The following is a 25,255-nucleotide window of genomic DNA, read 5'->3' on the forward strand; positions in this document are numbered from 1 at the left end:
TCAAAACGGATTGACGTAGTTCAGGATCGCAATCTGTCTCAGCAACACCCGACGGATGATATGCGTTGCCTTGACATGGTCGGTGAAGATCGCGGCCTCGCCAACACTTCCGGCAGGCAACTGCGCCGCAATCCCGGCGTCATCTAGCTTCACACGGGCGACGAACGGCGCGGACTGCACTTCTTTCGGCATCACGGCAACGCCCGACGTCTGGGTCTGCCCCGTGGCGACGGCCTGCAGGATACTCTCTACCCGCCCCGTGTGGATCCTGCCCGGGAGAAACTTGAACGTCACCTCGACCGGTTGCCCGGTTTGCAGATACCGCGCGTCGTTCTGCGCAATTTCGACGCCGACAATCGTATCCGACGTATCGATGAAGGCCATCACCGGTGACAGAGGGAGATTTGCCACCCGCGCACCTTTGCGCAGCGCGACATTGGTCACATAGCCATCGGCCGGTGCGCGCACGATGGTCTTGTCCAGATTCCACCGCGCGCTGTCACGCTGTGCACTCAGCTGATCGACTTCCGATTGCCGCTGCTCAACATCGAAGCCGCGCCCGGCGTCGCGCTCGAACAGTTGAGTCATCTGGGCCAGGCGCATGTCCGATAGTTTCAGTTGCGCTTCGATCCCCTTGACCTGGGCCTCGTAAGGCACCGGATCGATCCTGAACAGCACATCGCCTGCCTTGAGCGGAGTGTTGGCGGCGACCGGAACATCGATCACCTCGCCGGCGACGTCCGGGACGATGGAGACCGAGTGGCGGACCACCAGCGCAGGCCCCTGCGGCGCACCCCATCCCATCGGGATGAACAGCAACAGGTTCAGGAGCAGGAGAACAATGAAGGGAGAGCATTTCCAGAAGAGACTAAAGCGAACGACGCCGGTTCGCACGAGAACAAACAGCAGAACCAGATAGACCGCCATGATCGCAATCATCATGACTGCTGTTCCCTCTTGCTGGAGGCGGGCACGTCGACATAGGCCCAGATCAAGGCAACCGGCCAGAGCGCGAAGCCGCAGATCAGGGTGACCCAGCCCGCGACGGTCACGGCCTCCGCCTGTGGATGACCGCGGGTTTTCGCGATATGTCCGGGCAGCCACCCGGCGATGCAGAACACGGCAACAATGCAGGCGGCCAGGATGATCAGAACGATCCAGGCGAAGATGTCGAATCCGCTCATAAGCACCACTCTCTACATCGACTGCGGCTCTGGGAATTTCCACTTGCCGCTGAGAATTTCGGCACGCGGTCGATAGAGCCGCACGATGTAATTCCAGCCTTTTGAAATCGGCAGGCAGTTCGGAATCTTGCCATCGCAGCCGCCAAACTGCACCGTGATCGAGCCGTCGGCGGCTTTCTGGCCGGTGATGTTGTTCACCGAATAAGCGTTGTATTGGTTCTTATCGAAATAGCCCTTTTCGTCGTAGACGCTGATTGACCAAAATCCATCGACCGGCACGTTCTTCACCGTCAACTTTCTCGGCGTCGCACTGTCGTTGTTGGGAGGCGTATTCGTAAGATAGGTTGCATCCTTTTCCGGATTTCCGCCCCATGCCATCGCAGAGCCAATCAGACGCCGCACCGGATCGACCTGCCCTTTGACTCCAAACATGCCCTTTGAATCGGGGAGCGTCGCCCCCAAAACGAGCAGCGCATCACGTACTTTCTTCTGGCTGGTTTGATCCCAGTTCGGCACCTCGAACTTGCCGGGGCTCTTCTGGCTCATCTTGATCGCATCTTGTAGGGCATGTACCTGCCCTACGTCCTTGGGATCGTTCGGGTCGACCAGCGTCCGAATAGCGGCCACGACATAACGCGTGCCAATCTTGTCGCGCGTCAGTGTTACCGGACCGGAACGATAGACCACCATCGGTGTATACTGGTCTTCATTGATGATCTGCATCGACATGAAGCGCTTGCCGGCATCCGGCAGAGTGATCGTGACCGGTCCTGCGTCCAGGTCGAAAATTGCACCCGAATATAGCGTGTCGCGATTCATGCGAATGACAGTTTGCCTGTCGATCGGGGTGGGTTCGCGATTGTGAAAGAATTTACCGATGCCGCCGGCGTCTTTGATAACGCCACCGAAGTAGAGGTCGGTTTCCGCGCGAACGAAATTGTCCGCGGTGACGGGGACAGAACCACCCGTAGGCGATTGAGCCTGCGCCGCACTGACTTCAGCACATGCCAGTGCTGAAGCAACGAGAGTGAAGAGGACTTTCATGAATTAATTCCTTTCCTTGTTTAGCTTGCCCGCATCAGCGGCGGCGCTTTCCATTTTCCGCTCAGCGCTTCCGGCTTCGGCCAGTAAAGCCGCATCGCTACCAAAAACGGCCCCTTCGGCGTGGGAAGCCAGTTGGCCTCCTTGTCGGCGCCCGGCGACTCATTTTGGACATAGAGCGTGATGCCGCCATCGGCGTCGCGCTTCAGGTTCGGTAGTATCGGGGAATTGATCAGATAGCGGTTGAGCGGATTGGCATAGAGCAAGCTCGCAGGCAGCTCGTACATGGTGAGCGACCAGAACGCATTGACCGGCGGCAACTGGCCCGGCGCAAAGCGTAATGTGTACCGGTTGCTGCCATCCAACTTCTGTTTTCCGGCATCGACAAAGTAAGCCGGGTACATCGCCTCCTGCTTCGCGTTTCCGTAAATACCAAGCGCAGCCGCACTCATACGAGACATATAGTCGTTGTTCAGGAATGCACGCGTGCCGAAATTATCACCGCTCGTACGCTTGCCGGTGTCAATCTGCGTGGCCTTGTATTCATCAGCGGCTTTGAAGGCATCGGCCATGCCGTCCTCTAACGCCTTGCGCATGTCGGGCGAGAGCGCGCCAGCATCGAACGGCTTTCCCGCACCGACGCCGATCTTGGCGAAGCGCGCCATCAGCGCCGTCTCCGACGGATGCGTCGGGCAGAATTGGAGAATGAAATTCAGCACATTGAAGAATTGCAACGACGTGCGCTCCTGCTCGGCCATCAACGGCTTGACGAAATTGACGGCGGGCGCGGCGGCAGGCGCCGGCGTGCCAAGGAATTGCGATAGCGTCTGAACCTTGTAACCCGCCTGGATCGTCTTCACGTTCTCGATGTCCGCGGGATTGAAGAGTTGGGTGCGGTAGAGCACGAAGGCGAATTCGGTCTCGGACCGGATCACGGCCTTGACGCCCTTCGGTGTCGTGCCCTTCCACTTCGGACCGGCGAGCAGATAGCTGCCCGCGCCATTTCCGGTTGCACGACTGCCGACATAGGCAAAGTCGAACGTGTACATGTCGATGAATTGGAGCGAGTAGTAGCGCCCCTTTTCCATGACCGGCACGGTGAATACCACCGGCTCGGTGCGCAGATCGACGCCGGCATATGAATAAGGCGTATCGGAGTTCGGCGACTGAATCGCCTTGTCGTCCGGCGTGTAGACCCGCGCGTTGTTGAACAACGTGTTCCAGTTCGCCTTGAATTCGGGGCCGCCGCGGTCGACGAAATAGGAGTATTGAATGCGATAGTTGTCTACGAGCGGGAAGCCGTAGATGGTCGCTTCCTTGGCTATGGCTCGGACTTCCTGGGCAGACAGGGTTGCCGCATGAGCGGCGATCGAAATCGGTGATTGTCTGGACATGGCGAACATCAAGGCTGCTGAACCGAGCAACGCTGTTCGCCGCGTCAGCTCGTGCTGCAAAAAGTCCTTATGTAATCCTTCTAAAATTGGCTTCATTGGTCCTTTCCTCCTTAGGGAAAAACCTTCTTCCAGTCCTGCTTCATATCCACGACGGTCCAGCCTTTTGCCTTCGCCTCGTCCCACGCCTTGTCGAGCTGTCCGATCTTCGACGGCCGATCATAGGCATATTCGCGTGCCGCATCGGTGTGGTGAACGATGCCGGCAAAGCGGGGGCCACTTCCCGCCATGGTCCATTGCAGCATCTGATGGTCGCCATCGGAATTGCCGAAGGCGAGGATCGGACGGCGGCCGATCATCATGTTGATGCCGGCAGGTTTGCCCGACCCATCGTCGATGAACTGCACCCTGGCCGTCTTCAGCAGCGATGGCTTGCCCGCGGCGTCGAGCTGATACTTCGTGACCCCGGTTGAACCGACCACCTGCTCGGGCGGAATGCCGTAGGCCTTTTCGGCCCACACCCGCATGAACTCGACGCCGCCGCCGGACACGATGAACGTCTTGAAGCCATTGGCGCGAAGATAGGTCAGCAGTTCGACCATCGGCTGATAGGTCAGCTCGTTATACGGCCGGTTGAAGCGGGGATGTTTTGCCGTCGCCAGCCAGTCCGAGACGGATGTTGCGAAGTCATCCGTGGTCATGCCGCTATGCGCCGCGGCCACCAGCGTCAGCAGGCCCTTCTCGCCCTGCTCTGCCAGTGCATTTCCGTCGCCGGAGAGAAGCGCGCTGAACGGCTGCTGCTGCTTCCATTCGGGATGCTGCGCCGCCATGGCCTTGACGCGGTCAAGCGCAAAGGCGGCCTGGAAATAGATCGGCTGCTCGCACCACAGCGTGCCGTCATTGTCGAATACGACGATGCGTTCGGCGGGTGACACAAAATCTGCACCGCCCTGTGTGGTCACCTTTGCTACGAAATCGGTGATGGACTGTTTGACCGCGCCGTCATTCCAGGATGGCAATGGATCGGACTGAGAAAAGGCTGCCGGAAATGGCAGAAACATGACCGATAGCACAGCGAACATGAAGCGTCGGGTGAACTTCATCGACAACCTCTCAATCCCGAGCTGTATCCCTTCACAGGCGACGCAGTACCAGCCGGCATTGCTACCGGCCGGGATCACGCAAGGCTAGTGCGGCGGCTCAAGGCTCCTTTGCATCTTCTCGATCAGCTGATCGACGCTGAAGCTCGATGGCCGCTGGCTGGGCGGGAACTCTGTGAAGGTGGCGAGAAAAGGCGCCACTATCGATTGGGACGCAATAAATGGGCCGGCTCCGTCCGACATGAAAAAATCGTAGAACGTGTTCGACGTGATGTCCGCGCGCTCATAGGGGTCCGACCGCAGGTCGAAAATTTTCGGAACACGCAGCTTTGTGAAGGGTTCGGCCCAAATTCGCATGGTGCCCGTCGCGCGCTGCTCCTCGAACACGATCTTCCAGTTTTCGTAACGCATGGCGACGAGATCACCGTCGTCGTTGAGGTAGAAGAACTCCTTGCGCGCGCTGCGTGGCTGTTGGCCGGTGAGATAGGGCAACTGGTTGTAGCCGTCGAGATGAACTTTCCAGGTCTTGCTCCCGGTCTGGTAACCTTTGAGCAGCTTGTCCTTAATGTCAGGATCGCCGGCAGCCGCCATGAGGGTTGGTAACCAGTCGAGGCCACTTACGGTGTCATTAGAGACCGAGCCCGGTTGAACTTTACCCGGCCAGCGGATCATGCATGGGACGCGGAACGCGCCTTCCCAGTTGGTATTCTTTTCGCTTCGGAACGGCGTCGTGCCGGCATCCGGCCAGGAATTCTGATGCGGGCCGTTGTCCGTCGTGTAGATCACGATGGTGTCGTTGCCGATACCAAGATCGTCCACTGCTTTGAGAATGGTTCCGATTACCGCATCGTGTTCAATCATGCCGTCGGCATACTCGGTCCGCGCGGTCAGTCCCGGCTTGTCGCGATGAGAGTCCCGCACATGGGTGCGAAAGTGCATGCGCGTAGAGTTGAACCAGCAGAAAAACGGCGTGTTGGCCCGAGTCTGACGCTGGATGAATTCGATGGCTGCCGCCGAGGTCTCGTCGTCGACAGTCTCCATGCGCTTCTTGGTAAGCGGTCCGGTATCCTCGATCGTCTGCTTGCCAACCCTACCCCAGCGCGGCTGCTCGGTCGGATCGTCGCGGTCCGATGCCTTGCAGCGCAGAACGCCACGGGGACCAAGGGCTTCACGGAAGCGGGGGTCGCGCGGGTAAGTACGCGATTCCGGATCCTCCTCCGCGTTGAGATGATAAAGATTACCATAGAACTCATCAAAGCCATGCACTGTGGGCAAAAAGTCGTTACGGTCGCCGAGGTGATTTTTTCCGAACTGGCCGGTGGCGTAGCCGAGCGGCTTGAGTAGCTCGGCAAGCGTCACATCCCTGGCTTGAAGCCCTACCGTCGCGCCGGGGATGCCGACCTTGGAAAGCCCGGTCCGGAGCGTGCACTGTCCGGTAATGAACGACGAACGGCCCGCGGTGCAACTCTGTTCGGCGTAGTAGTCGGTGAACATCATACCTTCTTTGGCGATCCGATCGATGTTCGGGGTCTTGTAACCCATCAGGCCAAACGAATAGGCGCTGAGGTTGGTCTGGCCCACATCATCGCCAAAAATGACGAGGATGTTCGGTTTGCGCCCGGACGGTGTGACGGGCGCTGGCGTAGGTGCTGCCTTTTGCGTCTGAGCCTCTGCGGCCGATGTCATCGCCGCGATTGCCACCAGCGCTGATGAGCCCAGCAGAATATTCCGGCGACTGAGAGCGCTATTGTCAGCCTCGTTGGATGGAGTTTCGACTTGATCTCTGTCTTTCGCACTGCTCGTCATTGCACTCTCCGTTCTTCACACAGAAGTTGAAGGTCATTGCGTAGCGAGTTTCCTTGTCACACAGCGAAATCCGACATGACTGGTGGACGTGTCAACCGGTTCGGCGTGCCTTGCAGCCGGGCGATAGCGGCGGCAATAATTTGGCGCGCACAGATGCGAGCCGCCCTTGAGCACCTTGCGGGGAATTCTGATGTTCGGATGACAGGCGTCGTAGCTCTGATCTTCGCGGCCGCCGCGCGGATTTTCAGGAATGCAGCAGGCCTTTAGCGCGTCAGCTTCGTGCTTCGGTGAATACCAGTCGCTGGTCCATTCCCACACATTGCCGATCATGTCGTGAACGCCGTAACCGTTCGGCGGAAAGGCCGTCACCGGCGACGTGCGCTCAAAGCCATCCTGACCAAGATTCTCCCGCGGGAATTCGCCCTGCCAGGTATTGGCCATATGCGCACCGCCCGGCGTGAACTCGTCGCCCCACGCGAACTCGGCGCTATCGAGGCCGCCACGCGCCGCAAATTCCCATTCGGCTTCGGTCGGCAAATCCTTACCGGCCCATTTTGCGTAAGCGAGCGCATCCGAATACGAAACGTGCACGACAGGGTGATTGTCGTGCACGTTGATATTGGTTTTGGGTCCGTAAGGGTGGCGCCAGTCGGCCCCCTTCATGAAGGACCACCATTCGGCCCAATTGCGCAGATCGACCGGCTGGCGCGGCGGCGTGAACACCAGCGAACCGGCATAAAGCATGTGCGGTAGCGCGCCGGGATAGTCCTTCGGGTCTGGCGGAATTTCGGCGAGAGTCACATGTCCCGTGGCTTTCATGAACTGCTTGAACTGCCGGTTTGTGACAGGCGTTTTGTCGATCCAGAAGCCATCAACGGTCACATGATGACTTGGCGCTTCCTCTGGATAATGGTGATCAGATCCCATGCGGAAGGTGCCACCGGGAATCCACATCATCCCGTCCTTTCGCGGATCGTCTGCTGATTGATCGCTTCGCTCGATGTCAGCTCGCAACATCGTCATGGCATTCCCACTAACCATCGACTATTGGCAAACGTCCGAGAATCCTTGCATCTGACTGGGGTCGCTGTCGTACCAGCAATAGCCGGGCGCTGGCGGTGACCCCGCCCACACGGTCGCTGCTGTTAAGAAACCGATGGCAGCACCTGCCGCGGTCGCGCCACTGGGCCGTCGCCTGTACCACCCGAGGGCGCACCCAGCGACCAGTCCGAACGCCAAGGCGAACCGCTGGTCGGCATACAACAGTACCGCCACGCGGACCAATAATGACTCTGCCTCTGCGCACCACCGCGACCGGGACAATCGCTGACGTGTTGCTAACTTGCAGCCCCCGCAATGCACCATGACCGGGTACGGGTGCATCTGGCACGAGGAGTGGCGCCACAGTGAGAGTTGCAGCATTGCGGCCAAGAAGCCTTGAATCGCCGAAGGTCACGCTATCTGTCCCCTCTTGTTTCAACGCAAAAAATTTTGGCAAAAGAAAACTGTGGTCGCGTCGAGCGATAACGCTGCTCACTTGATGGCAGCGCCGAGCAGACTATGCGCAGGATCTGAAATTGGGATGTGCAGTTTGTGCCAAAGTTCTCGATTGCGCCGTCAGGATTAAGGGAACACTCGTCACGACTCGCAATTTGCGTAAAAGTCAGCGCGATTCTCCACACCGGACGTTTGAGGTTGTTGTCTCGCAAAAATTCCTTTTAGATTGCAAGCGGCCATGCTTTCGGTCGCACGTCGATTCCCTTGGGCGGAGGTAGCGATGCGATACGGTTCTCGCTTCATCGGTGTCGCAGCGACGCTTTTTCTCGGTGTTACGAGCGGGACAGCAGATGCAGCGGAAGGCGGTTTCGGTGTTTATCTACTCGGCGCGCGCGGTCCCGGCGCCGGCTTCACTCCGCCACCCGGCGTCTATTTCCAGGACGACACGTATTTTTACTCCGGAAAGATCGGTGGCGGCCGCTCGCTTCCAACCGGCGGTTTGCTCGTTGCAAATGTAAGTGCCCAAAGCTGGTTCAATCTTCCAACGACATTGTGGGTAACGCCCGCAAAGATTCTGGGTGGCGATCTCGCCTTCTCGGCGACCATTCCGACCTTTGGCGCACCCCGCGTCAATGCCAGCCTGCTGGTGAATTCTCCCCGCTTCGGGCCTATTGGCCTCAACGTAACCGATGACAGGACCAACCTGAGCGACTTCCAGATCGGTTCATTCCTGGGATGGCATTCGGGAAATTTTCACTGGCAACTCGGCGTCAGTGGCATCATTCCCTCCGGTAGCTATGCCTTGGGGCAATTGTCCAATGCGTCGTTGAACCGGCCGGCGGTGGATGTCTTCGGGACGCTGACGTGGCTCGACCCGAAAATCGGTGTTGATCTATCCATGGCCATGGGCGTCACGTTCAACCAGGCTAACACCGCAACGGATTACAAGACTGGCGACGAATTCCACCTCGAATGGGCCGCGTCGAAGTACATCACCAAGGAGTTCACCATCGGTCTCGTTGGCTACTACTATCAGCAATTGACTGCCGATAGCGGCACGGGCGCGAGCCTCGGGGCATTTGAAGGCCGTGTCATCGCACTTGGCGGAACAGTCGGTTACACCTTTGAAGTCGAGAAGCTGCCGATCTCGACGCGTATCAAGGTCTATCGAGAGTTCGATGTGCAAAATCGCATGGAGGGAACCGCAGGCTATTTCACCGTCTCGCTTCCCATCAGCGTCGATTCATCAGTGAAGCCGATGCCGTCAGCGATCAAGGCAAAGTTCTAGGTGAGTCTTTGGTGCCTCACCCTGTTGTTGCCCTATTGAAAGGGACGACACGATGAGTGAGCTTTCGGTGACAACTACCCGCGTGACTGACTTCGAGGGTTTTCGCGAAGCAGTTCACGGCTCCCACGTGGACGTGATGCAACTTGAGCGCGGCAAGCTGCGAGGCTCTCTGACCCACGTGGGAATCGGGAGTTTCTCTCTCAGCGTTGGATCATTCTCAGCCGGAATTCGAACACAGCGGACGTCGAAGGAGCAAAAGCTCATCATCGGAATGCTACTGGGATCCAGCAATCGTGTAACGCACTGGTCGTACGACATGCAGCCCGGCGACGTTCTGGTTATTCCGCCGAGCATCGACCATGACGGCAGGTTTTTTGGCGCCTCCTCCTACGCCGCCATTCGTCTGGATTTGGCGGACGTCACCAGTATCTTCGGCCGTGCAACAGATTTGTCCGATCCCGCGACATGGAGTGTAAAGAACCACTATAAGACCGATCCGCGCCTCGGCGCGATTGCGATTTATAGATTGCGCAAGATCGCCTCGCTCCTCGCAGATTCAACTGACAACTTGCCTGATCAGTCGGCCGATTTCTGGAGACGGTCAATCACGGATGCCATGTTGGCAACTATCCTGCATTCACTGCCGTCTGACAGCGCAAGGCTACACATGTCCGCCGCCGCGCTGGTCCGGAACGTTGAAAACTACATCGATACGGTGGGTACGAGGCCAGTACATATCTCGGAGATCTGCACCGAGTTCGCTGTATCTCGTCGAACCCTTCATCGCGCATTTGATGAGGTTCTGGGTATGGGACCGGTGACGTTCCTGCGCCACAAGCGCTTGTGCGATATTCATTCCATCCTGCGAGAAAGCGATCCGACGCAAACCACAGTGGCCAAAGTCGCAATCGAACATGGATTTATCGAATTGGGGCGTTTCGCCTACTACTACCACACGCTTTTCGGGGAGCATCCGTCGAAGACGCTCGGCGCTCGTCCCTTGCTGACTGCCGCGTGATCCCTTTTCAGCGCGTGGCACGTACGCCGACGACAAGCTCAACCGGCTTTATCGGCTGACCAAGGACGACACGACCACCAACATTTGTGCGTAAGCTAACAGCGATCGCGCGGCGCCAAGAGTTCCGATCCTTTCTTTCTACGGACATCTCTCACCACAACTACCCGTTGATTTAAAAGCTATTCAGAGGACGCGGAACTGCCGGCGAGAGTCGTTTCACCGACCGTTCCTCCGCTTTCTGTCGTCGCGTGTCTCACCACCGATGGAGTTCGTCACGTCACCATCGCGCGATCCATTGGGGCTGGATGTCCCGCCAGGGTTGCTGGCAACGATTCCGGTCGGAGCCGGCGAGCTCGGCGGCGGCTGGAAGAGGTTATCGAAGGAGGACTTCGCAGGGCCGACAGGAGACGGCGACATCGCGTTGGCCGTCGGTGCGGCCGAATTGACCACTCCGATCTGGCCGGCGGCCGGCGCGAGCGAGACGTTGAACGACTTGATCGTGAAAACCGCCCCGACATAGCTTAGCGCATAGTTCGGCGAAACGCCGAGCGAACCTAGCCGAATGGCATAGTCGCCCACCACATCACCCAGCGCGCGCTCCAGCGAGCCGGAGAAGCGGTCGCCGTTGAACAGCGTGCCGCCGGTGAGACGATAGGTCAACGCCGGATCGAGCTCCGCGAACATCTTGCTCTGCGGGTCTGCGGTGACTGTCAGCGGCGCGGTCGTCACGATCCAGGCGCCACTGTTGCGGGCCGAGATCGCATAGTTCGGATTGGTCAGCGTTCCGGCTACATCAAGCAGATAGGGATTGCCCGCGACACCGGTCCGGCCGGTGATGCCGAACGAATTAACGAGCCCGGTCAGAACATCGATCCCCTGACCGTTCTGCAGACCGGTGGCCGACAGGCCGGGATTGAGCGGCGAACTGCCATAGACAGATGTGCCGCCATTAGCCGTGACAACAATGGAGGCTGGCGTGACGGTCCAGCTGCCCGGATTGAACGCGGAGACCTGATAGTTTGGATTGGTCAGTGTGCCGAGCGTAGTGAGCGCATATGGCCCGTGCGCCACTCCGCTGGTCGCTGTAATGCCGAACGAGTTGCGAAGGCCCGCAAGAACATCGATGCCCTCGTTATTCTGCAAGCCGGTGGCCGACAGACCCGGATTGAGCGGCGAGCTGCCATAGACCGATGTGCCGCCATTGGCGGTAACGACGACGGAGGCCGGCGTCACCGTCCAGGAGGCATCGTTGCGCGCCGTCACGCGATAATTCGCGTTGGTCAGTGTTCCCGCCACGCTGAGCGTATACGGACCGCCGGCCACGCCCGTCGTCGGCAGGATGCCAAACGAGTTACTCAGGCCGGTCAGGACATCGACATCCTGGCCGTTCCTCAAACCGCTCGCCGAAAGGCCCGGATTGGCGGGCGACTGGCCATAGACCGAGCTGCCGCCATTTGCCGACACGATGATGTCAGCCGCCGCCACCGACAGCGAACCGCCGACATAGGTGATGGTGTAGTTTCCGAGGCCATTGCCGAGTGCATTGCTGACCGTGATCCCGTAAGGCGCACCGGTCACATTCGCCAATGCATCGGCGCCAAGGCTCGCCAGCGTCACGCCGGTCACACGGTCCGTACCATAAAGCGTGCCGCCGATGCTGAAACCGCTGCTGCCGAGAGCGAGCGTATCGCCATAGGTCTTGGACTGGTCGTTCGCCGTGATGGTCAGCGCCGCCTTGGTGACGTTGCCGATATTGCGACTGTTATTGACGACCAGCGTGTAGTTGCCAGCCGCGCTGCCAGTCAGGCCGCCCGAGCCGAGATTGAAGGAGACGGTCTTGCCGCTTCCGGCATTGGCATTGTCAAAGGTGCCCGAGATCGGCAGATTCGCCACCGACAGCAGGCCGGAATCACCCGCAGCCATATTGCTCAGCGCGAAGTTGCCGGCGCCGAGAATGGCACTGTTAGTGCCGTCATACTGCTTCTCCACCGTGCCGGTGAGCGACAGCGTCACATTGCGTTTGGCGATGCTGTAGTCGGTCCCGACAAAGGTCACGGCATAGTTCGACGACGCGCTGAGCGAGCCGCGATTGATGGCATAATTGCCAGCATTCTCGCCCGCGGCGCGGCCGAGCGAGCCGGTCAGGCTATCGCCATTCACCAGCGATCCACCGGTCACTTGCCAGGTAAGTGCCGTGCCGGCGTCGCCATAGATCTTGCCCTGCCCGGCATCGGCCGCCACCGTGATCGCACGCTGCGTCACCGTCAGTTGCCCGCTCGGCAGGTTGATGATGCGATAGCGCGCGCCATCGTTACTGACAGGCTGAAGCTGGGTCGATGTGACCTGCACATATGGCGTCAGATGTAGCCAGGCGACGCCGTCGCCGATTGTCACGCCCATCGGAACCAGCGAGAAAGTGCCGGTGCCGGTGAGAACGATTGCGCCATTCCCGTTGACCGTCGCGGTCACGCCATTCTGCCCAGTGAACTGATTGATCCGATCCGTGATCTGCTGAGCCGTCGAATTCCGATCCCAGATAATGTCGGACCCACCATTGATCCGCATGCCCACATACTGCTGGTACACGCCAACAGAACCAGGAGCACCACTGCCAACGGCCTGCGGCGGCAACACGGTCAACCCTGCCGACACGGCATAGGTGCCGACGCCGGAGGACTGATTGGCGGTCGTGTTCAGGGTGATCGGGATCGCATTCGGCGTATCGTAATTCTTGAGGCCGTAGATCATCGCCGCCAGCGTCGTATTGGCGTCGCCATACATGCGCGTCGCATTCGACGTCTCGACGACGGCGACGTGATTGGCCCAGTAGAATTCCGGATAGCGCGCAACGCCGTCAGACTGGCTCGCGCTGTTCGACGGAATCCAGACATTGCGATAGTCCCATCCGGCATAGACGGTGCGGAACGTATTGAGATCCTGCATCTGCGCCGTGGTGAGGCCGGTGCCGACGAAGGTCTGGCCACGATTGGGAGCGAGCCAGGACGGATCCGAGATGCTGGAATCGTAATAGGTATTCGTGACCGTTCCCGTCCGCCCGTTATCGCTGACATTGCGCCCGACGACAGAACCGACGAAGTGAACCCCATAGTTCCAGGCCCGATCGAGCCGTCCGGTCGTATAGGAATTGATAATGGTGCCGACGCCGTCATTGGTCGCGTTGGTGCCGACGAGACCGCCGAATGTGCCGTTGCCGCGCACCAGTCCGGTCGCATAGGAATTGATGATCCGTCCGGCACCGCCGTTTTCGTTCACGTTGACGCCGGCGAGGCCGCCGGCCTGGCCGACGAAGGTGACATAGTCGGCCTGCTGGCCGACCGCCTCGACCGCCACCGTGCTGTAGGACTCTTCGATCGTGCCGCGATTGTAGCCGACCAGACCGCCGGCGGCCCAGTTCGAGTAAACCCCGCTCGCGTCATCGCTGCGCGACGCCCATGAACGGAAGATCGTGCCATCGCTCAGGCCCGCGATCGAGCCGGCCGATCCCCAGTCGGCGATGATCCTGCTGTCGACGACGCCGAGATTCTTCACCACGCTGCCGGATGCCAGATAGGCAAACACGCCCGCATGATTGCCGTCGGTCATATTCACGAAGAGGTTTCTGATCGCGTGACCCTGGCCGTCCAATGTTCCGGTGAACGAGGATGCCGTTTTCGCGTAGTCGGCGTACTGTCCCGACTGCGAATATCCTGTCTCGCCCAGCGTATAAACGGTCGTGTAGACCTCGCGCACCCCATTGTTCCAGACCTCATACGAATCGGACGGTCGATTCTCGCCAAATTGCAGGCGCATGAAGTACTTCGTCGTGTAACCGCTATAGCTGATCGGCGAGATCGGCGAGAAGGCGTTGCCCTTCCACATCCCGGTGGACAATTCTGCCGACGCGTTGATGTCGCGCGCAAGCTTGTAACTGGCAGCACCGTTCATATTCACCAGTTGCAACTGGTGCAGGTTCTGGATGTTGGTCGAATATTCGGCCTTCAGGAATGGACGCGTATAGCCATCCACCATGTACCAGTGGTCATGGAAGTTGCCTTCCTGATAGCCGTTCAGATAGTTCGGATCGTTGAAGGAGCTGTAGGAGCTGAGCGAATACGGACTATTGCCGGAATTGGTATTCAGCGCTGAAACATACTGGATCTGCTCCGATGTCCAGCCACCCGGCATGTCGTGATAGGAGCGACCGAAGGCGCGGCTGGTGCCGGACGTGGCCTGATCCCAGTAAACGTGCCAGATGCGTGCTGACTGGCTGTGCTGGGAATTGAAGCTTTCCATCGTGTCCCAGTCGCGGAACTGGTTGCGCCCGACGATGCCACCCACATTGGTGCCGGACACCGCGCCCGCGAAATACGAATCTTGAAGCGACGCGAAGCCCATCACGCTCCATTGATTTTCGCCAACAAGACCGCCGGTCCAGCTCGTGCCGTTCACGCTGGCAAGCGAATAAGTCCAGCGGACCATGGCGCCTTCGCCATTGATGCCGGCAATGCCACCTGCCGTCGCGCCGGTGACCGAGCCGGCCGAATAAGAATCCTGGATGGTACCGTAATTGTAGCCGGCGATGCCGCCGACAACATAGCCGCGGATGGCACCGGTCGAATAGGAGCCGCCATTGATGATGCCATTATTGCGTGCCACCAGACCGCCCGCGCCCAGCGAACTGGCGATGTTGGTCACGCTCGCCGTCGAATAAACATTCGTCAGCGTGCCATTGTTCTCTGCGGCGATCGAACCGACATAGCTGGCATTGCCACTGAACGAACCGCCGATGATACCGACATTCCGGATCGTGCCATTGTTCTGGTAGAACACGCCGACATCGCCGCCGCCGACCTGCCCTTCGCCGCGGCGTTGGTACATGTTCAGGATCGCATAGCCGCGGCCATCGAGCGTACCGGTGAAGCCCTGATAGGGGCGACCATCTCCAAACGCACCGATCGGATCGAAGCCGCGGCAGATGCCGCTCAGACAGGTCCAGGTCGACGTCACGCTGGCATCGATGTCCCGGCCCAGCGCGTAGGTACCGCCGAGATTGGATTCGACCCCCTTCAATTGGTAGACATCATTGACCAGCATATAGGCCGACACGCTCGCGCCGTAGCCGCCGAGCGTGATGCTGGAATAATTGATCGTATTGGCGTAACTGCCGGTCGCCGCATAGGGATTGTAAAAGATTTCGACGGGCGTGGCCGTATTCACCCGCGCATTGGACGCGAAGTTGACGAGGCCGTTGTCGGAGCGGAGCGTCACCGAAGTCAGCGCGCTGTTGAAGTTGGAAATGTGATCGTTGATCTGGATATTTCCGGCCGACCGCAGATTGATCGTGCCGAACGAGCCCAGCGAGTTGGTGGTGATCGCACCACCCGACGTGATCGATATATTGCCGCCAACGATCCCACCGTTTCTGCCGGCGGTGACGTCGCTGGCCGCGACGATCGATAACGACGTCGATGGCGACGTTCCGTTCGCGAAAATTCTGCTTTCGTAGGTGAGCGAGCCGCCGATCACGAGCGACACATCGCGCCCATAAATATCGCCGGTGATGAGATTACCGTTATTGGTGAAAGCCAGCGACCCCGGGCTGTACGGCTGGGGCGTATCGCTTTCCCAGTCCACGCTCGATGTATCGGTCGACAACCGGCCGACAACATTGCCGGCGCTGGTCAGCGACACCGAGGTGAAGGTGAGCGGTAGCAGGAGGTTCGACACCATGATTGGCGCGGTCTGCGTGACGCTGCCGGGCGCCGTCAGCCACAGCGTCCCGTTGCTGCCGGAGATCGTGCCGTTGATCTGGATGTCGTGATAGGCGTTCAGACGCAGCGTGTTGGCTGATGTCCAGGAGATCGGCGCGTTGATGATGATATCGCCGGCGCCCTGGGACTGGTTGCCCGGGCCGCTGGCGGACGACGCCGTGGTGATCAGCGTGACATTGGCCGAGCCGAGATTCGCGCCGATGGTCGCCGCCGCCGCGGAATCGATGGTGAGCGTGACCGGATCGAGCAGCCAGTCGCCGGTGCGTCCCTTCGGCGCTGACGCATCGACGCGAATGCCGGCGAAATCAAGCTCCTTGCCCGAGGTCTCAATGAGGCCGCCGTCGCCGCCATTGACACCACCGCGCGCCGACAGCGTGCCGCGCACGCTGGTGAGACCGTCCGACCACAGCACGATCTTGCCGCCTTTGCCGCTGTCCAGCGCGTCAGCGCGGATCACCGTCGCCGAATCCGCCGCAACCTTCACGGCATGCTGAAAGTCGCCGCGACCATAGGCATCGCCACCGATGCGAACGCTGCCGCCGCCGGCCGCACCCGACGCATCAATGCGTGCGCCGGCCAATGCGATCTCAGCACCGCTGATGTCGATCTGGCCACCCTTCTTGTTGTCGGCAGCCACCTGACTGCGCGACTTGCCGGTCGCCGTGACACGGCCGGACACGTTGACGCGGCCACCCTCGCCGCCACCGAGTACAATGCGCCCGGCGCGGGTGCCGACCGAATTGGCGCGGATCGTCCCCGGGACGTTCACCGCATCGCGCAGGATGTTGTTCGCCGTGGCGGCGCTGAGGAACACCTGTCCGCCATCGGCACGGATCTTTCCGCTATTGGTCACCAGCGCCTTGCCGGTACCATCGACCAGATTGCCAAGCTGGTTGGACGGTACGGCGACCGACAGGAAGCCGTCGCCGGACAGATCGAGCGTAATCATCTCGCCGGAGCCGAGACCGACCTTGCCGAGCCGCGCCGAAATCACGCCGTCATTGGCGACACGCCCGCCGAGCAATGCCGCGAAGCCGCCATCGGACACATTGATGCGGCCGGCATTGGTGACGACAGCCGAGGAGCCGTTGCCGGTGAACTTGTATTTGCCCGACAGGAAGTCCTCGTTCCGGATATCCAGGGTCGAGGCCGCAAAGGAGCCGGCATTGACGACGCCCGTATTGGTGATCCCAATGCCGTTCGGATTGACCAGCAGCACGGTGCCGGGCGCGTTGATCGTGCCTGCGATACTGGAAGGCGTATTGCCCGTGACACGGTTAAGAGTGGCAGCCGCCGCGCTCGGCTGGTTAAAGTTGACGGTGCCGCCGGCGCCGATCGAGAACGAATTCCAGTTGATGATGGCGCTGTTCGAGGACTGGTTGACATTCAGCGTTCCGTTCGACGGCGCGGCGATGCTCGCGGCGCCGTGTGTCACGGTGCCGCCGCCTGGCAGCGTCTGCGCCAGTGCAATGCTGCCACTGAACACCACGCAGCCGAACACCAGCGGTGCGAAAGCCGCTCTCACGCTGCCGCGGATCGGCGTCACGTCATATGTCTGTGTCATGCCCAGCTCCTGTCACCTACACGGGCACCGTTGACCGGCGCTCCCGAGGTCGTCTTGTCTGCCCTGTTCAGAATTTGCCGCGCTCGATCCGCGCAATGTCGGGATCATCGCGTTCGGCGATGTAATTGATGATCAGCTTTGGCGGTCCCTTCGGGTCCGGCGACGTGGTCTGATTGCCTTCGCGCTGCATCTGGTATTTGACACCATCGGCGATTAGCCGGACCGCCCCCTTTTTCTCGTCCTCGCCGGCGAACAGCACAATCGCATTATCGCCGACGGGAATGCCGGAGCGGAGCGTGTCCTTCTTCCAGACAAAGCCTGCAAGATAGCGCTCAAGGCGCGTGCCGGCGGTGATCATCGCATTGGGATCGACCGGCGGCGTGGAGGCGACCTCGCCCCAGACGACATTGACCTGAATGAGTTTCTTCGACTTGTTGCCGAAGATGTAGGCGACCCGCGCAGCACCCGGACCAGGATCGAGCGACGGCACAGCGACGGTCAGGACATTCGTACCCTCGATGCTGTTCACGCTGCTCGCGATGTCGGCCGCTTTGACATTGAATGCCTTCGTCACGACGGCGCGCACCTCCGCCTCCGTCATGCCGAAACGGGCGTCGCGGAACCCCGTAACCTCATACTTCGGCGCTTCCTGCTGCGCTCGAACCGGCAAGACATCGGTCACGCCCGCGACAATCGCGGCGACGAGGATCAACCGTGCCATCACGCGCTTGAGCACATGCGACGCGGAATCACGACGAATGGAAGTGCCGAAACGATCTTTCACCTGCTCAACTCCTAAGCGATCAATTGCATCGGTTTGAGCGCAGAATCGCTCCGGGTTGCGCGCACGCAGCCGATGCCCATGATACCAGCGTCTTATTAGGGGCTGGATGCAATCAGTTTCGAACACCGTGTGAACGCTCGTTCACATCGGCACTCAACGACCGTTATGGTTGATGCACGCTCAAACTATCCATGCATATATGCGCCGCGTCACTGCGGCCTGACGGTGCCGGTCGTTGGATTGCGCATGATCGGCGGACGCACGCGCACTGCACGTGGGAAGTTCTGGGGCTGTTTTGATGTGTATTCGTTCGACAAGGAAATCCTTGGCATTGATCGCAATCGCCTTGGGATGGTCATGCAGTGGCGTGCTCGCTCAATCCCCCGCGCCCGCGCCAAGCCTCGTACAACCGCCCACGATTGCTACGCCGCCCGCATCGACGCGTATCACCTTGCCGCAGATCGCCGCCGGCTCAACCGTGCCGGATGCCGCCAAAAAGCTGACATTTATCCTGACCGGAATCGACATCGAAGGCGAATTTGACGAGATCGCCATCGCGAGGAAGGAAGCTGCGGCGGCGTTGCTGGGAAAGTCCGTTACGGTCGCAGATCTGTTCGGCCTTGCCGACAAGCTGCAGCAAGCCTATGTGCGCGTAGGCTACCCGCTCGTGCGTATCGTCATCCTGCCCCAGGAGCTTGACCGGCGCGCACGTGTAAAGCTTCGCGTCATTGACGGCTATGTCGAGAAATTCGATACTAGCACGCTGCCCGGAACATCGGCTGCTCGCGTTGCAGCCGTGCTGGCGCCATTGCTCAACAAGCGACGCCTCACACAAAACGAACTTGAACGGCAATTGCTGATCGCGGGCGACACACCAGGTCTCGTTCTCAATGCCACTTTTGCCGCCGGCTCGGCCGTTGGAGGCTCCGTTCTGGTGCTCAGCGGCCGGTACAGGCCAGTCTCGGCGAGCCTCTATCTCGACAATGGCATGCCCAAATCCTTCGGCGAGTGGCAGGCGGCAACGTATTTCTCGCTCAACAATCTGACGGGATTTGGCGAACAGCTCTCGATCTCCATCGCCGGCCTGCCCGACAATGATTTTGTGACGCCCTATCCGACGCGCCGCTATCTCGGTGCAAACCTCGCCGTCCCGCTCGGCATCGACGGCTGGCGGTTCGAACTCGGTGTTACCGATGGTCGCACGACCCCGCGAGTCGATGCGATATTCGCTTCACAGGGGATTTTCCGGCAGGGTCGCGCAAAACTCGCCTACGATATCGTCAAACGCCGCGACGCCGAACTGAGCTTCAATGCGCGCTTCGATCTCACGGAAGAACAGGTCAGCACGCTGATCACGACGCCGGCCACACCGCTATCGCTTGACCGGACACGCGTGCCACGCGTCGGCCTCGATGGCATACTGCGACTACGCGAAAGTGGAACCACCCTCACCTACACGGCAACTTATTCTCACGGCATCAACGCGCTTGGAGCCCGCTCCATAGCCGATGCGACGCCGTTGCTCCCACTCTCGCGGCAAGGCGCCGACGCAGAATTCAGCAAGCTCGACGGTCGCATCGATGTCATGCAAACGCTTCCCGAAAACCTGTTTCTCTCGGCAGGACTTGCAGGCCAGACATCGTTCGGTCGCCCGATGCTCACGTCCGAGCAGTTTCCGATCATTGGCGCCAACATGCTGTCCGGCTTTGCCGCCGGCACGCTCGCCGGCGATACCGGCTGGGTGGGACGCGGAGAATTCGGCTGGAGCACCCAGCTTCCGTTCCTCGCCGAACCGCATGCAATCGTGCCTTACGTCTTTGCAGCGACCGGCGAGCGCCGCTATGAAATGCCCACCGTATTGGAAATCCCGGTTATCCGCGCGAACAACTATGGCGGCGGTATGCGCTTTCAGCTCGCACCGCAGGCGCCCGACGCCCCGTCGCTATCCGGCTTCGTGGAGCTCAGCGAACGACGTGCCAATGCTTCCAGCCTCGACGGCTGGATGGTGTTCGCAGGTGGCTCACTCCGCTACTAGATTCCGAAACGGCAACAACGAACAGATCACTTGCTTTCGGTCAGACGCCATTCCATTGATACGGCAGGAGCACAAGATGTCGGCGCCGGCCACTTCATTTAACCGAGACTCGCAGCGCCGCGACCGGCTCTTGATCGTCGAGGACGACCCCGTGACGCGGGCCATGCTGGCCGGCTACTTCACCGATCACAACTTTGACGTCGCCGAAGCGGCAAATTGCGCTGAGTGCCGTCAGAAGATCAGAAAGAATGGCGCTGAGCTCGTTTTCATCGACGTTCAGCTTCCGGACGGCGACGGGTTCGAACTCGCGAGAGAAATCCAGAGCGTGAGCCAGGCTGGCATCATATTCGTCACACGCCGCGATACCGAAGTTGATCGGATCCTTGGCCTCGAGGTGGCTGGCGATCACTACGTCACAAAGCCGATTAACCTGCGCGATCTGCTCGCGCGCGCGCGCTCAGTCCTCAGACGACGCGCGATCGAGCGTGATGCTGCGATCGCCGGCACCACGATTGTATTCGGGCGCTGGATCATCGATCTCGTGCGACGCGAACTGGCCACGCTCGGCGGCGAGTTGGTGCATCTCACGCGCGCCGAATTCGATCTGCTCGCAGCGTTGGTCGGTGCCGACGGCAGGCCGCTCAGCCGGGAGTATCTGATCGAAGTCGTCAGCAATCGGCAGACCGATGTCGATATACGGACCGTTGACGCCCTCGTTGCCAGGCTCCGACGCAAACTCGCCAGCGGCAGCAACCAGCCCCTGATCACGACCGTGACGGGGATAGGTTACAAACTCACGACCGAATCAAAGCGCTAGGCTCGTTCGGGCTCTCGCAACCGTTCGTTAAGCGCAGCGATGGATTCGCGGCAGGTTGCCTCCAACCGCACGGCAGCAACTTGAAGCGCATCTGTCGGCAATCGCGCCCCATCGGCCTCGATCCCATTGCATTGGAAGAACAGGCGTTCCAGACCGAGCGCACTGGCCGCACTGCCGATCCGATGCGCCAGGCGTTGCATTTGATGCCGATCGCCCATCTTGGCCGCTTCCACCATGCTCCGCGTCAATGGCAGGCAGGTGTCAAGGAAGATGGTGCGCAGACCACGCAACCGGGGCACCCCTAACAATTCTTCCTGATCGTTAAAGAAGTCGTCATCGATGAGAGAACCGCCAGCAGCGAGCTCGGGCGCACCAATTGGAATGACCCGCTGATCGTCGACACCCACCTGCAAGGCTGATTGCAGCGCTTGTAGCGTGATCGGCTTGCTGACGCGCGTGTGGATGCCATTGGCAGTGAGCCGCCCTTGTGTACGATCTGATAAGTCGGCTGTCAGTGCGATTATTCGTGGCGATCGATCGAGCTGCAGTTTCCGGATCAGCCTGGCCGTGGCAATGCCATCCATCTCCGGCATATGCACATCCATGAGTACGACGTCGAAGGCGTCCGAGCGAATAAGCTCCAGGGCCATAGCGCCACTCGATGCCACGACAGGCTCGTGACCGAGACGAACCAGGAGGGCATACCCCACTTCGCGATTGACCGGATCGTCATCGACGAGCAGCACGGACAGCTTCGTTACCGGAGGTCTTGCCTCGACAACAGCCGGCAACGGTTGCGCCCGATCGAGGGGAATGGACAGGGTAAATGTGCTTCCCTTGCCGAGTTCACTGCGGACCGAGAGATCACCGGCCATCAGCCGCGCCAGCCGACGGGAAATGGCGAGACCAAGCCCCGTACCGCCGAACCGACGCTCGATATCGCTGTCGGCCTGCACGAAGTCTTCGAAGATGCGCTCCTGAATGTCCGGCGCGATTCCGATACCCGTATCCGTGACGGACAAATGGAGCATGCCGGGAGCATCCGGCGTATCGAATGCGAGATCGACCTGGATGCCACCCCGCGCGGTGAATTTGACGGCATTGCCGAGTAAATTGAGCACCAGCCGATTGAGCTTGATCGGGTCGCCGGCGACATCTGCGGCCACATCGCCGCGCATCGACAGGCCCAGCGTCAATCCCTTCGCCTCCGCCTCCTGCCTCAACAGATCCAGGTCTGCTTCGATCAGCTGATCCAGGCGAAAATTGCGAAATTCGAGCTTGTCGGCACCCGCTTCGAGGCGGGCGTAGTCGAGAATCGATTCGATCAGTGCGAGCAATGTATCGCCCGAGACCTTGGCGGCCGTAAGCAACCGGATCTGACGCTCGTCCAGGCGGCTGTTATCGAGCAGTTGCAGCACGCCCATCACGCCGTTGAGTGGGGTCCGCAGTTCATGACTGACGACCGCGAGGAAGCGCGACTTGGTTTCATTGGCCAGTTCGGCCGCCTGTCGCGCATGATGCGCTTCTGCCCGTTCCTCGATCGCTTGATCGCGCGCCTGGGCGAGCTCGGTCGTCCGCGCCACCACCCGTCCTTCGAGGGTCAGATATGACTCCCGCAAGCGCTCTGCCATCCGGTTGAACTGCTCGCCCAAAGTCTGTAGCTCATCCCCCGTCCGAATGACGAGTCTCTGATCGAGATCGCCACCTCCGATACGTTCCGCGCCTTCCGTCAGCGCGCGGATGGGATCAGCCATACGGCGGCTGAGCAACAGCGCCGCGAGAAACGCACAGAACAGTGAGACAAGCAGCAGCAGGGCCGAATTGAACATCGACGCATAAAGCGACGCATAGGCTTCGTGAGTTGGCAGCTCAACGAACACCTTCCAGCCGATCGGCGCGATGGATGTGTGAACTGAAAGAACGCGTTTCCCCGCCAGATCGGTAACGACGGAATCCGCATCGCTGCCTGCGCTTCCCGCGAGCGCGGACGCAACCTGTGGAAGCCCCGACAGATCGGTGTTCTTAAGCACGAGACGGAGATCGGGATGGGCAATCAGACGCCCCCTCGTATCGACGACGAAGGCATTCCCCTCATTGCCGACCTTGATCTGCGAGACGAGATCCCACATGAAGCGCAGATTGACATCGGCGATGATCACGCCGCCATCCGCGCCGCGCACGGAAACCGTGATATAGGGCTCGGTCTCGCGGAAGAAGAAGATTGGCCCATAATAGATGCCGCGCGCTTTCGCATCGACGAATGCGGGGGACCGCGAAAGATCCGTATTGCTGCGGACCATGTCACGCACATAGCGCGACACGCGCAATTGCTCGCGACCTTGCGGATCGAGCTGGGCGATTTCGGAGATTGCCGGTGTCAGGCGCAGCAGGCGGATGCCGGTGATGCGCATTTCCTCCGGCGGAAGCAGCTGCAGCGAGAGCTGGGACAACCAGACGAGCTGCCGCTCGATCTCCTTGAGGAACTGATCGATCTTGTCCGCCGCGGCACCGGCCTGCTCGCGCTGCACAGCGATCAGCAGACGTTGCTGCTCGCGATAGGAGAATATCGCATCGATCACATTGTTGGCGATCAGCGCCGCCGAAACGACCACCAGAAAGGAGACGAGATACTTGCGGAACAAACCGCCGCGGACCGGCGGTCGTGCATCGCGATCGGCGCCGATCGCACTCATTCGATGATCTTGTCCGCGCGGGCCAGCAACACCGGCGGCACTGTCAGGTTCAGTGACTTCGCGGTCTTGAGATTGATGATCAGCTGATAGGTGCGCGGCGATCGCACCGGCAGCTCCGCGGGCTTGGCGCCGCGCAAGATCAGGTCGATATATTCGACCATAGCCTCCACCAGCTCCGAGCGCTCCGACGCCGCCGATTCATACTTGAACCCGTAGGAGACGAGGCCACCTTCGGTCATGAAGAAATGATAGGAATAGACTGCCGGGACCGCGTTTTCCGCTACAGCGGATACGATCGCCTTGCGGTTGAGGACAGTGAACGCATCCGGCGTCACGACAAGTCCGCCGGCAGGCGCCCCCCCGAGCCGGGCAATCTGTGCAGATATGTTGTCCGAATCCGAAATCGGAAGCGGGATGATGTCAACGCCGAAAGATGACGCCATCTCCCTCAACGGATCGAGATAGTAGTCGCCATTACGCGGCGCGGAGAGCGGATTGAAGATCACACCGACGCGCTTGACGCGAGGTGCAAGCTCCAAAAGGATCTCCAGCCATTTGCTGCCCATCGATGGATGGCTGGTCGTGAAGCCCGTGGCATTTCCCCCCGGGCGCACCAGGCTCTGCACAAATCCGCTGCTGACCGGATCCGCGGCCGTCGAGAAGACGAGCGGAATGGTCTGGGTCTCGCTCAAAATGGCCTGCGCATCGAGCACACCACCCGTGACGATGAGATCCGGCGTCCCCGCCACAATCTGCTTGGCCATCGCCTTTCGTTGGACCGGATCGTTCAGACACGACAGCGCTTCATACTCGATCACACGCCCATCGACCCATCCAAGCTCGCCAAGTCGGGCCTTCATCGCTGCCAGCCGCGCAACGGTCATAGGCTCATTATATGCGGTACTCAGCAGGAATGAGACGCGCCGCCGCTCGGGCGCCACCTGCGCGACAGCCAGGCGCGGCAGGGCCAGGATCGCAGCGAACGCCAGAATACTTCGTCGATCGAGCGCCATAGTCTTTCCCATGAGGAATTTCCCAGCACAACAGCGAGACGTTGTACCGCGGGGCGGACATCCCACTACTCGCTTTTATCAAATATCCGAAATGGACGGTCAGAGCGAGAATGATCAAAGGAGGTCGGGTTCGCTCGCCGCCGAGCTCTTGGCAGGGGTGCCCCCCCTGCGTGCTAGTGCAATAAAAGGACTTTATCCTCAGCCCCCCCCCAGTCGCAGGGTGCGCCTCGCCGAGTTCGACCTCCCGTCGGGC

General features: G+C 60.1%; 15 protein-coding genes. 4 read left to right on the forward strand and 11 right to left on the reverse strand.

Annotation, left to right across the window (positions count from 1 at the left end; genetic code table 11):
* From AB8A27_RS19130 to AB8A27_RS19160, 7 genes are all read right to left on the reverse strand, one after another.
* Entirely contained in the window at positions 1-942 is a 942-nt protein-coding gene (locus AB8A27_RS19130; RefSeq protein WP_441243273.1) for an HlyD family secretion protein, read from the reverse strand.
* A complete protein-coding gene (locus tag AB8A27_RS19135) occupies positions 939-1,184 on the reverse strand; it encodes a DUF3302 domain-containing protein (protein ID WP_441243274.1) in 246 nt (81 codons plus the stop codon). Before AB8A27_RS19135 ends, AB8A27_RS19130 begins: the two co-directional genes overlap by 4 nt.
* A 12-nt stretch (positions 1,185-1,196) precedes the next feature.
* Positions 1,197-2,228 (reverse strand): DUF1254 domain-containing protein, encoded by a 1,032-nt coding sequence (locus AB8A27_RS19140; protein WP_441243275.1) that lies wholly within the window; start codon positions 2,226-2,228, stop codon positions 1,197-1,199.
* Between the two features lie 20 nt (positions 2,229-2,248).
* Positions 2,249-3,619 carry a DUF1254 domain-containing protein gene (locus AB8A27_RS19145; RefSeq protein WP_441244955.1) on the reverse strand — a complete coding sequence of 457 codons (1,371 nt, stop codon included), beginning with the start codon at positions 3,617-3,619 and terminating at the stop codon, positions 2,249-2,251.
* A gap of 110 nt (positions 3,620-3,729) precedes the next feature.
* Positions 3,730-4,719, reverse strand: coding sequence for an HAD family hydrolase (locus tag AB8A27_RS19150; RefSeq protein ID WP_441243276.1), 990 nt, complete (start codon positions 4,717-4,719; stop codon positions 3,730-3,732).
* 84 nt (positions 4,720-4,803) lie between these two features.
* The gene (locus tag AB8A27_RS19155; RefSeq protein WP_441243277.1) at positions 4,804-6,522 is read right to left on the reverse strand and encodes a sulfatase-like hydrolase/transferase; all 1,719 of its coding nucleotides are present in this window, start codon (positions 6,520-6,522) and stop codon (positions 4,804-4,806) included.
* Between the two features lie 33 nt (positions 6,523-6,555).
* Positions 6,556-7,539, reverse strand: coding sequence for a formylglycine-generating enzyme family protein (locus tag AB8A27_RS19160; protein ID WP_441244956.1), 984 nt, complete (start codon positions 7,537-7,539; stop codon positions 6,556-6,558).
* Positions 7,540-8,299: 760 nt separating this feature from the next.
* On the opposite strand from AB8A27_RS19160, the gene AB8A27_RS19165 reads away from it, so the two are divergent.
* Both AB8A27_RS19165 and AB8A27_RS19170 read left to right on the forward strand, forming a co-directional pair.
* Positions 8,300-9,307 carry a SphA family protein gene (locus AB8A27_RS19165; RefSeq protein ID WP_441243278.1) on the forward strand — a complete coding sequence of 336 codons (1,008 nt, stop codon included), beginning with the start codon at positions 8,300-8,302 and terminating at the stop codon, positions 9,305-9,307.
* Between the two features lie 52 nt (positions 9,308-9,359).
* Positions 9,360-10,325, forward strand: coding sequence for a helix-turn-helix domain-containing protein (locus tag AB8A27_RS19170; RefSeq protein ID WP_441243279.1), 966 nt, complete (start codon positions 9,360-9,362; stop codon positions 10,323-10,325).
* Positions 10,326-10,541: 216 nt separating this feature from the next.
* Here the strand turns inward: AB8A27_RS19170 and AB8A27_RS19175 are convergent, their stop codons facing one another.
* Both AB8A27_RS19175 and AB8A27_RS19180 read right to left on the reverse strand, forming a co-directional pair.
* Positions 10,542-17,660 (reverse strand): MBG domain-containing protein, encoded by a 7,119-nt coding sequence (locus AB8A27_RS19175; protein WP_441243280.1) that lies wholly within the window; start codon positions 17,658-17,660, stop codon positions 10,542-10,544.
* Between the two features lie 67 nt (positions 17,661-17,727).
* Positions 17,728-18,444, reverse strand: coding sequence for a hypothetical protein (locus AB8A27_RS19180; protein WP_441243281.1), 717 nt, complete (start codon positions 18,442-18,444; stop codon positions 17,728-17,730).
* 325 nt (positions 18,445-18,769) lie between these two features.
* Here AB8A27_RS19180 and AB8A27_RS19185 point away from each other — a divergent pair, with 325 nt between their 5' ends.
* Complete coding sequence (locus tag AB8A27_RS19185; RefSeq protein ID WP_441243282.1) at positions 18,770-20,479, forward strand: ShlB/FhaC/HecB family hemolysin secretion/activation protein; 1,710 nt, start codon at positions 18,770-18,772, stop codon at positions 20,477-20,479.
* A 76-nt stretch (positions 20,480-20,555) separates the two neighbouring features.
* Complete coding sequence (locus AB8A27_RS19190; RefSeq protein ID WP_441243283.1) at positions 20,556-21,296, forward strand: response regulator; 741 nt, start codon at positions 20,556-20,558, stop codon at positions 21,294-21,296.
* Here the strand turns inward: AB8A27_RS19190 and AB8A27_RS19195 are convergent.
* Both AB8A27_RS19195 and AB8A27_RS19200 read right to left on the reverse strand, forming a co-directional pair.
* Positions 21,293-23,989, reverse strand: coding sequence for an ATP-binding protein (locus AB8A27_RS19195; RefSeq protein WP_441243284.1), 2,697 nt, complete (start codon positions 23,987-23,989; stop codon positions 21,293-21,295). The two genes, AB8A27_RS19190 and AB8A27_RS19195, sit on opposite strands and share 4 nt — an antisense overlap.
* Positions 23,986-25,014: an ABC transporter substrate-binding protein gene (locus tag AB8A27_RS19200; RefSeq protein WP_441243285.1), complete on the reverse strand. Its 1,029-nt coding sequence runs from the start codon at positions 25,012-25,014 to the stop codon at positions 23,986-23,988. The genes AB8A27_RS19195 and AB8A27_RS19200 overlap by 4 nt, the downstream gene beginning before the upstream one ends.
* Positions 25,015-25,255: the final 241 nt, after the last annotated feature.

The organism is Tardiphaga sp. 768_D3_N2_1, from assembly GCF_052076105.1.
Classification (GTDB): Bacteria; Pseudomonadota; Alphaproteobacteria; order Rhizobiales; family Xanthobacteraceae; genus Tardiphaga.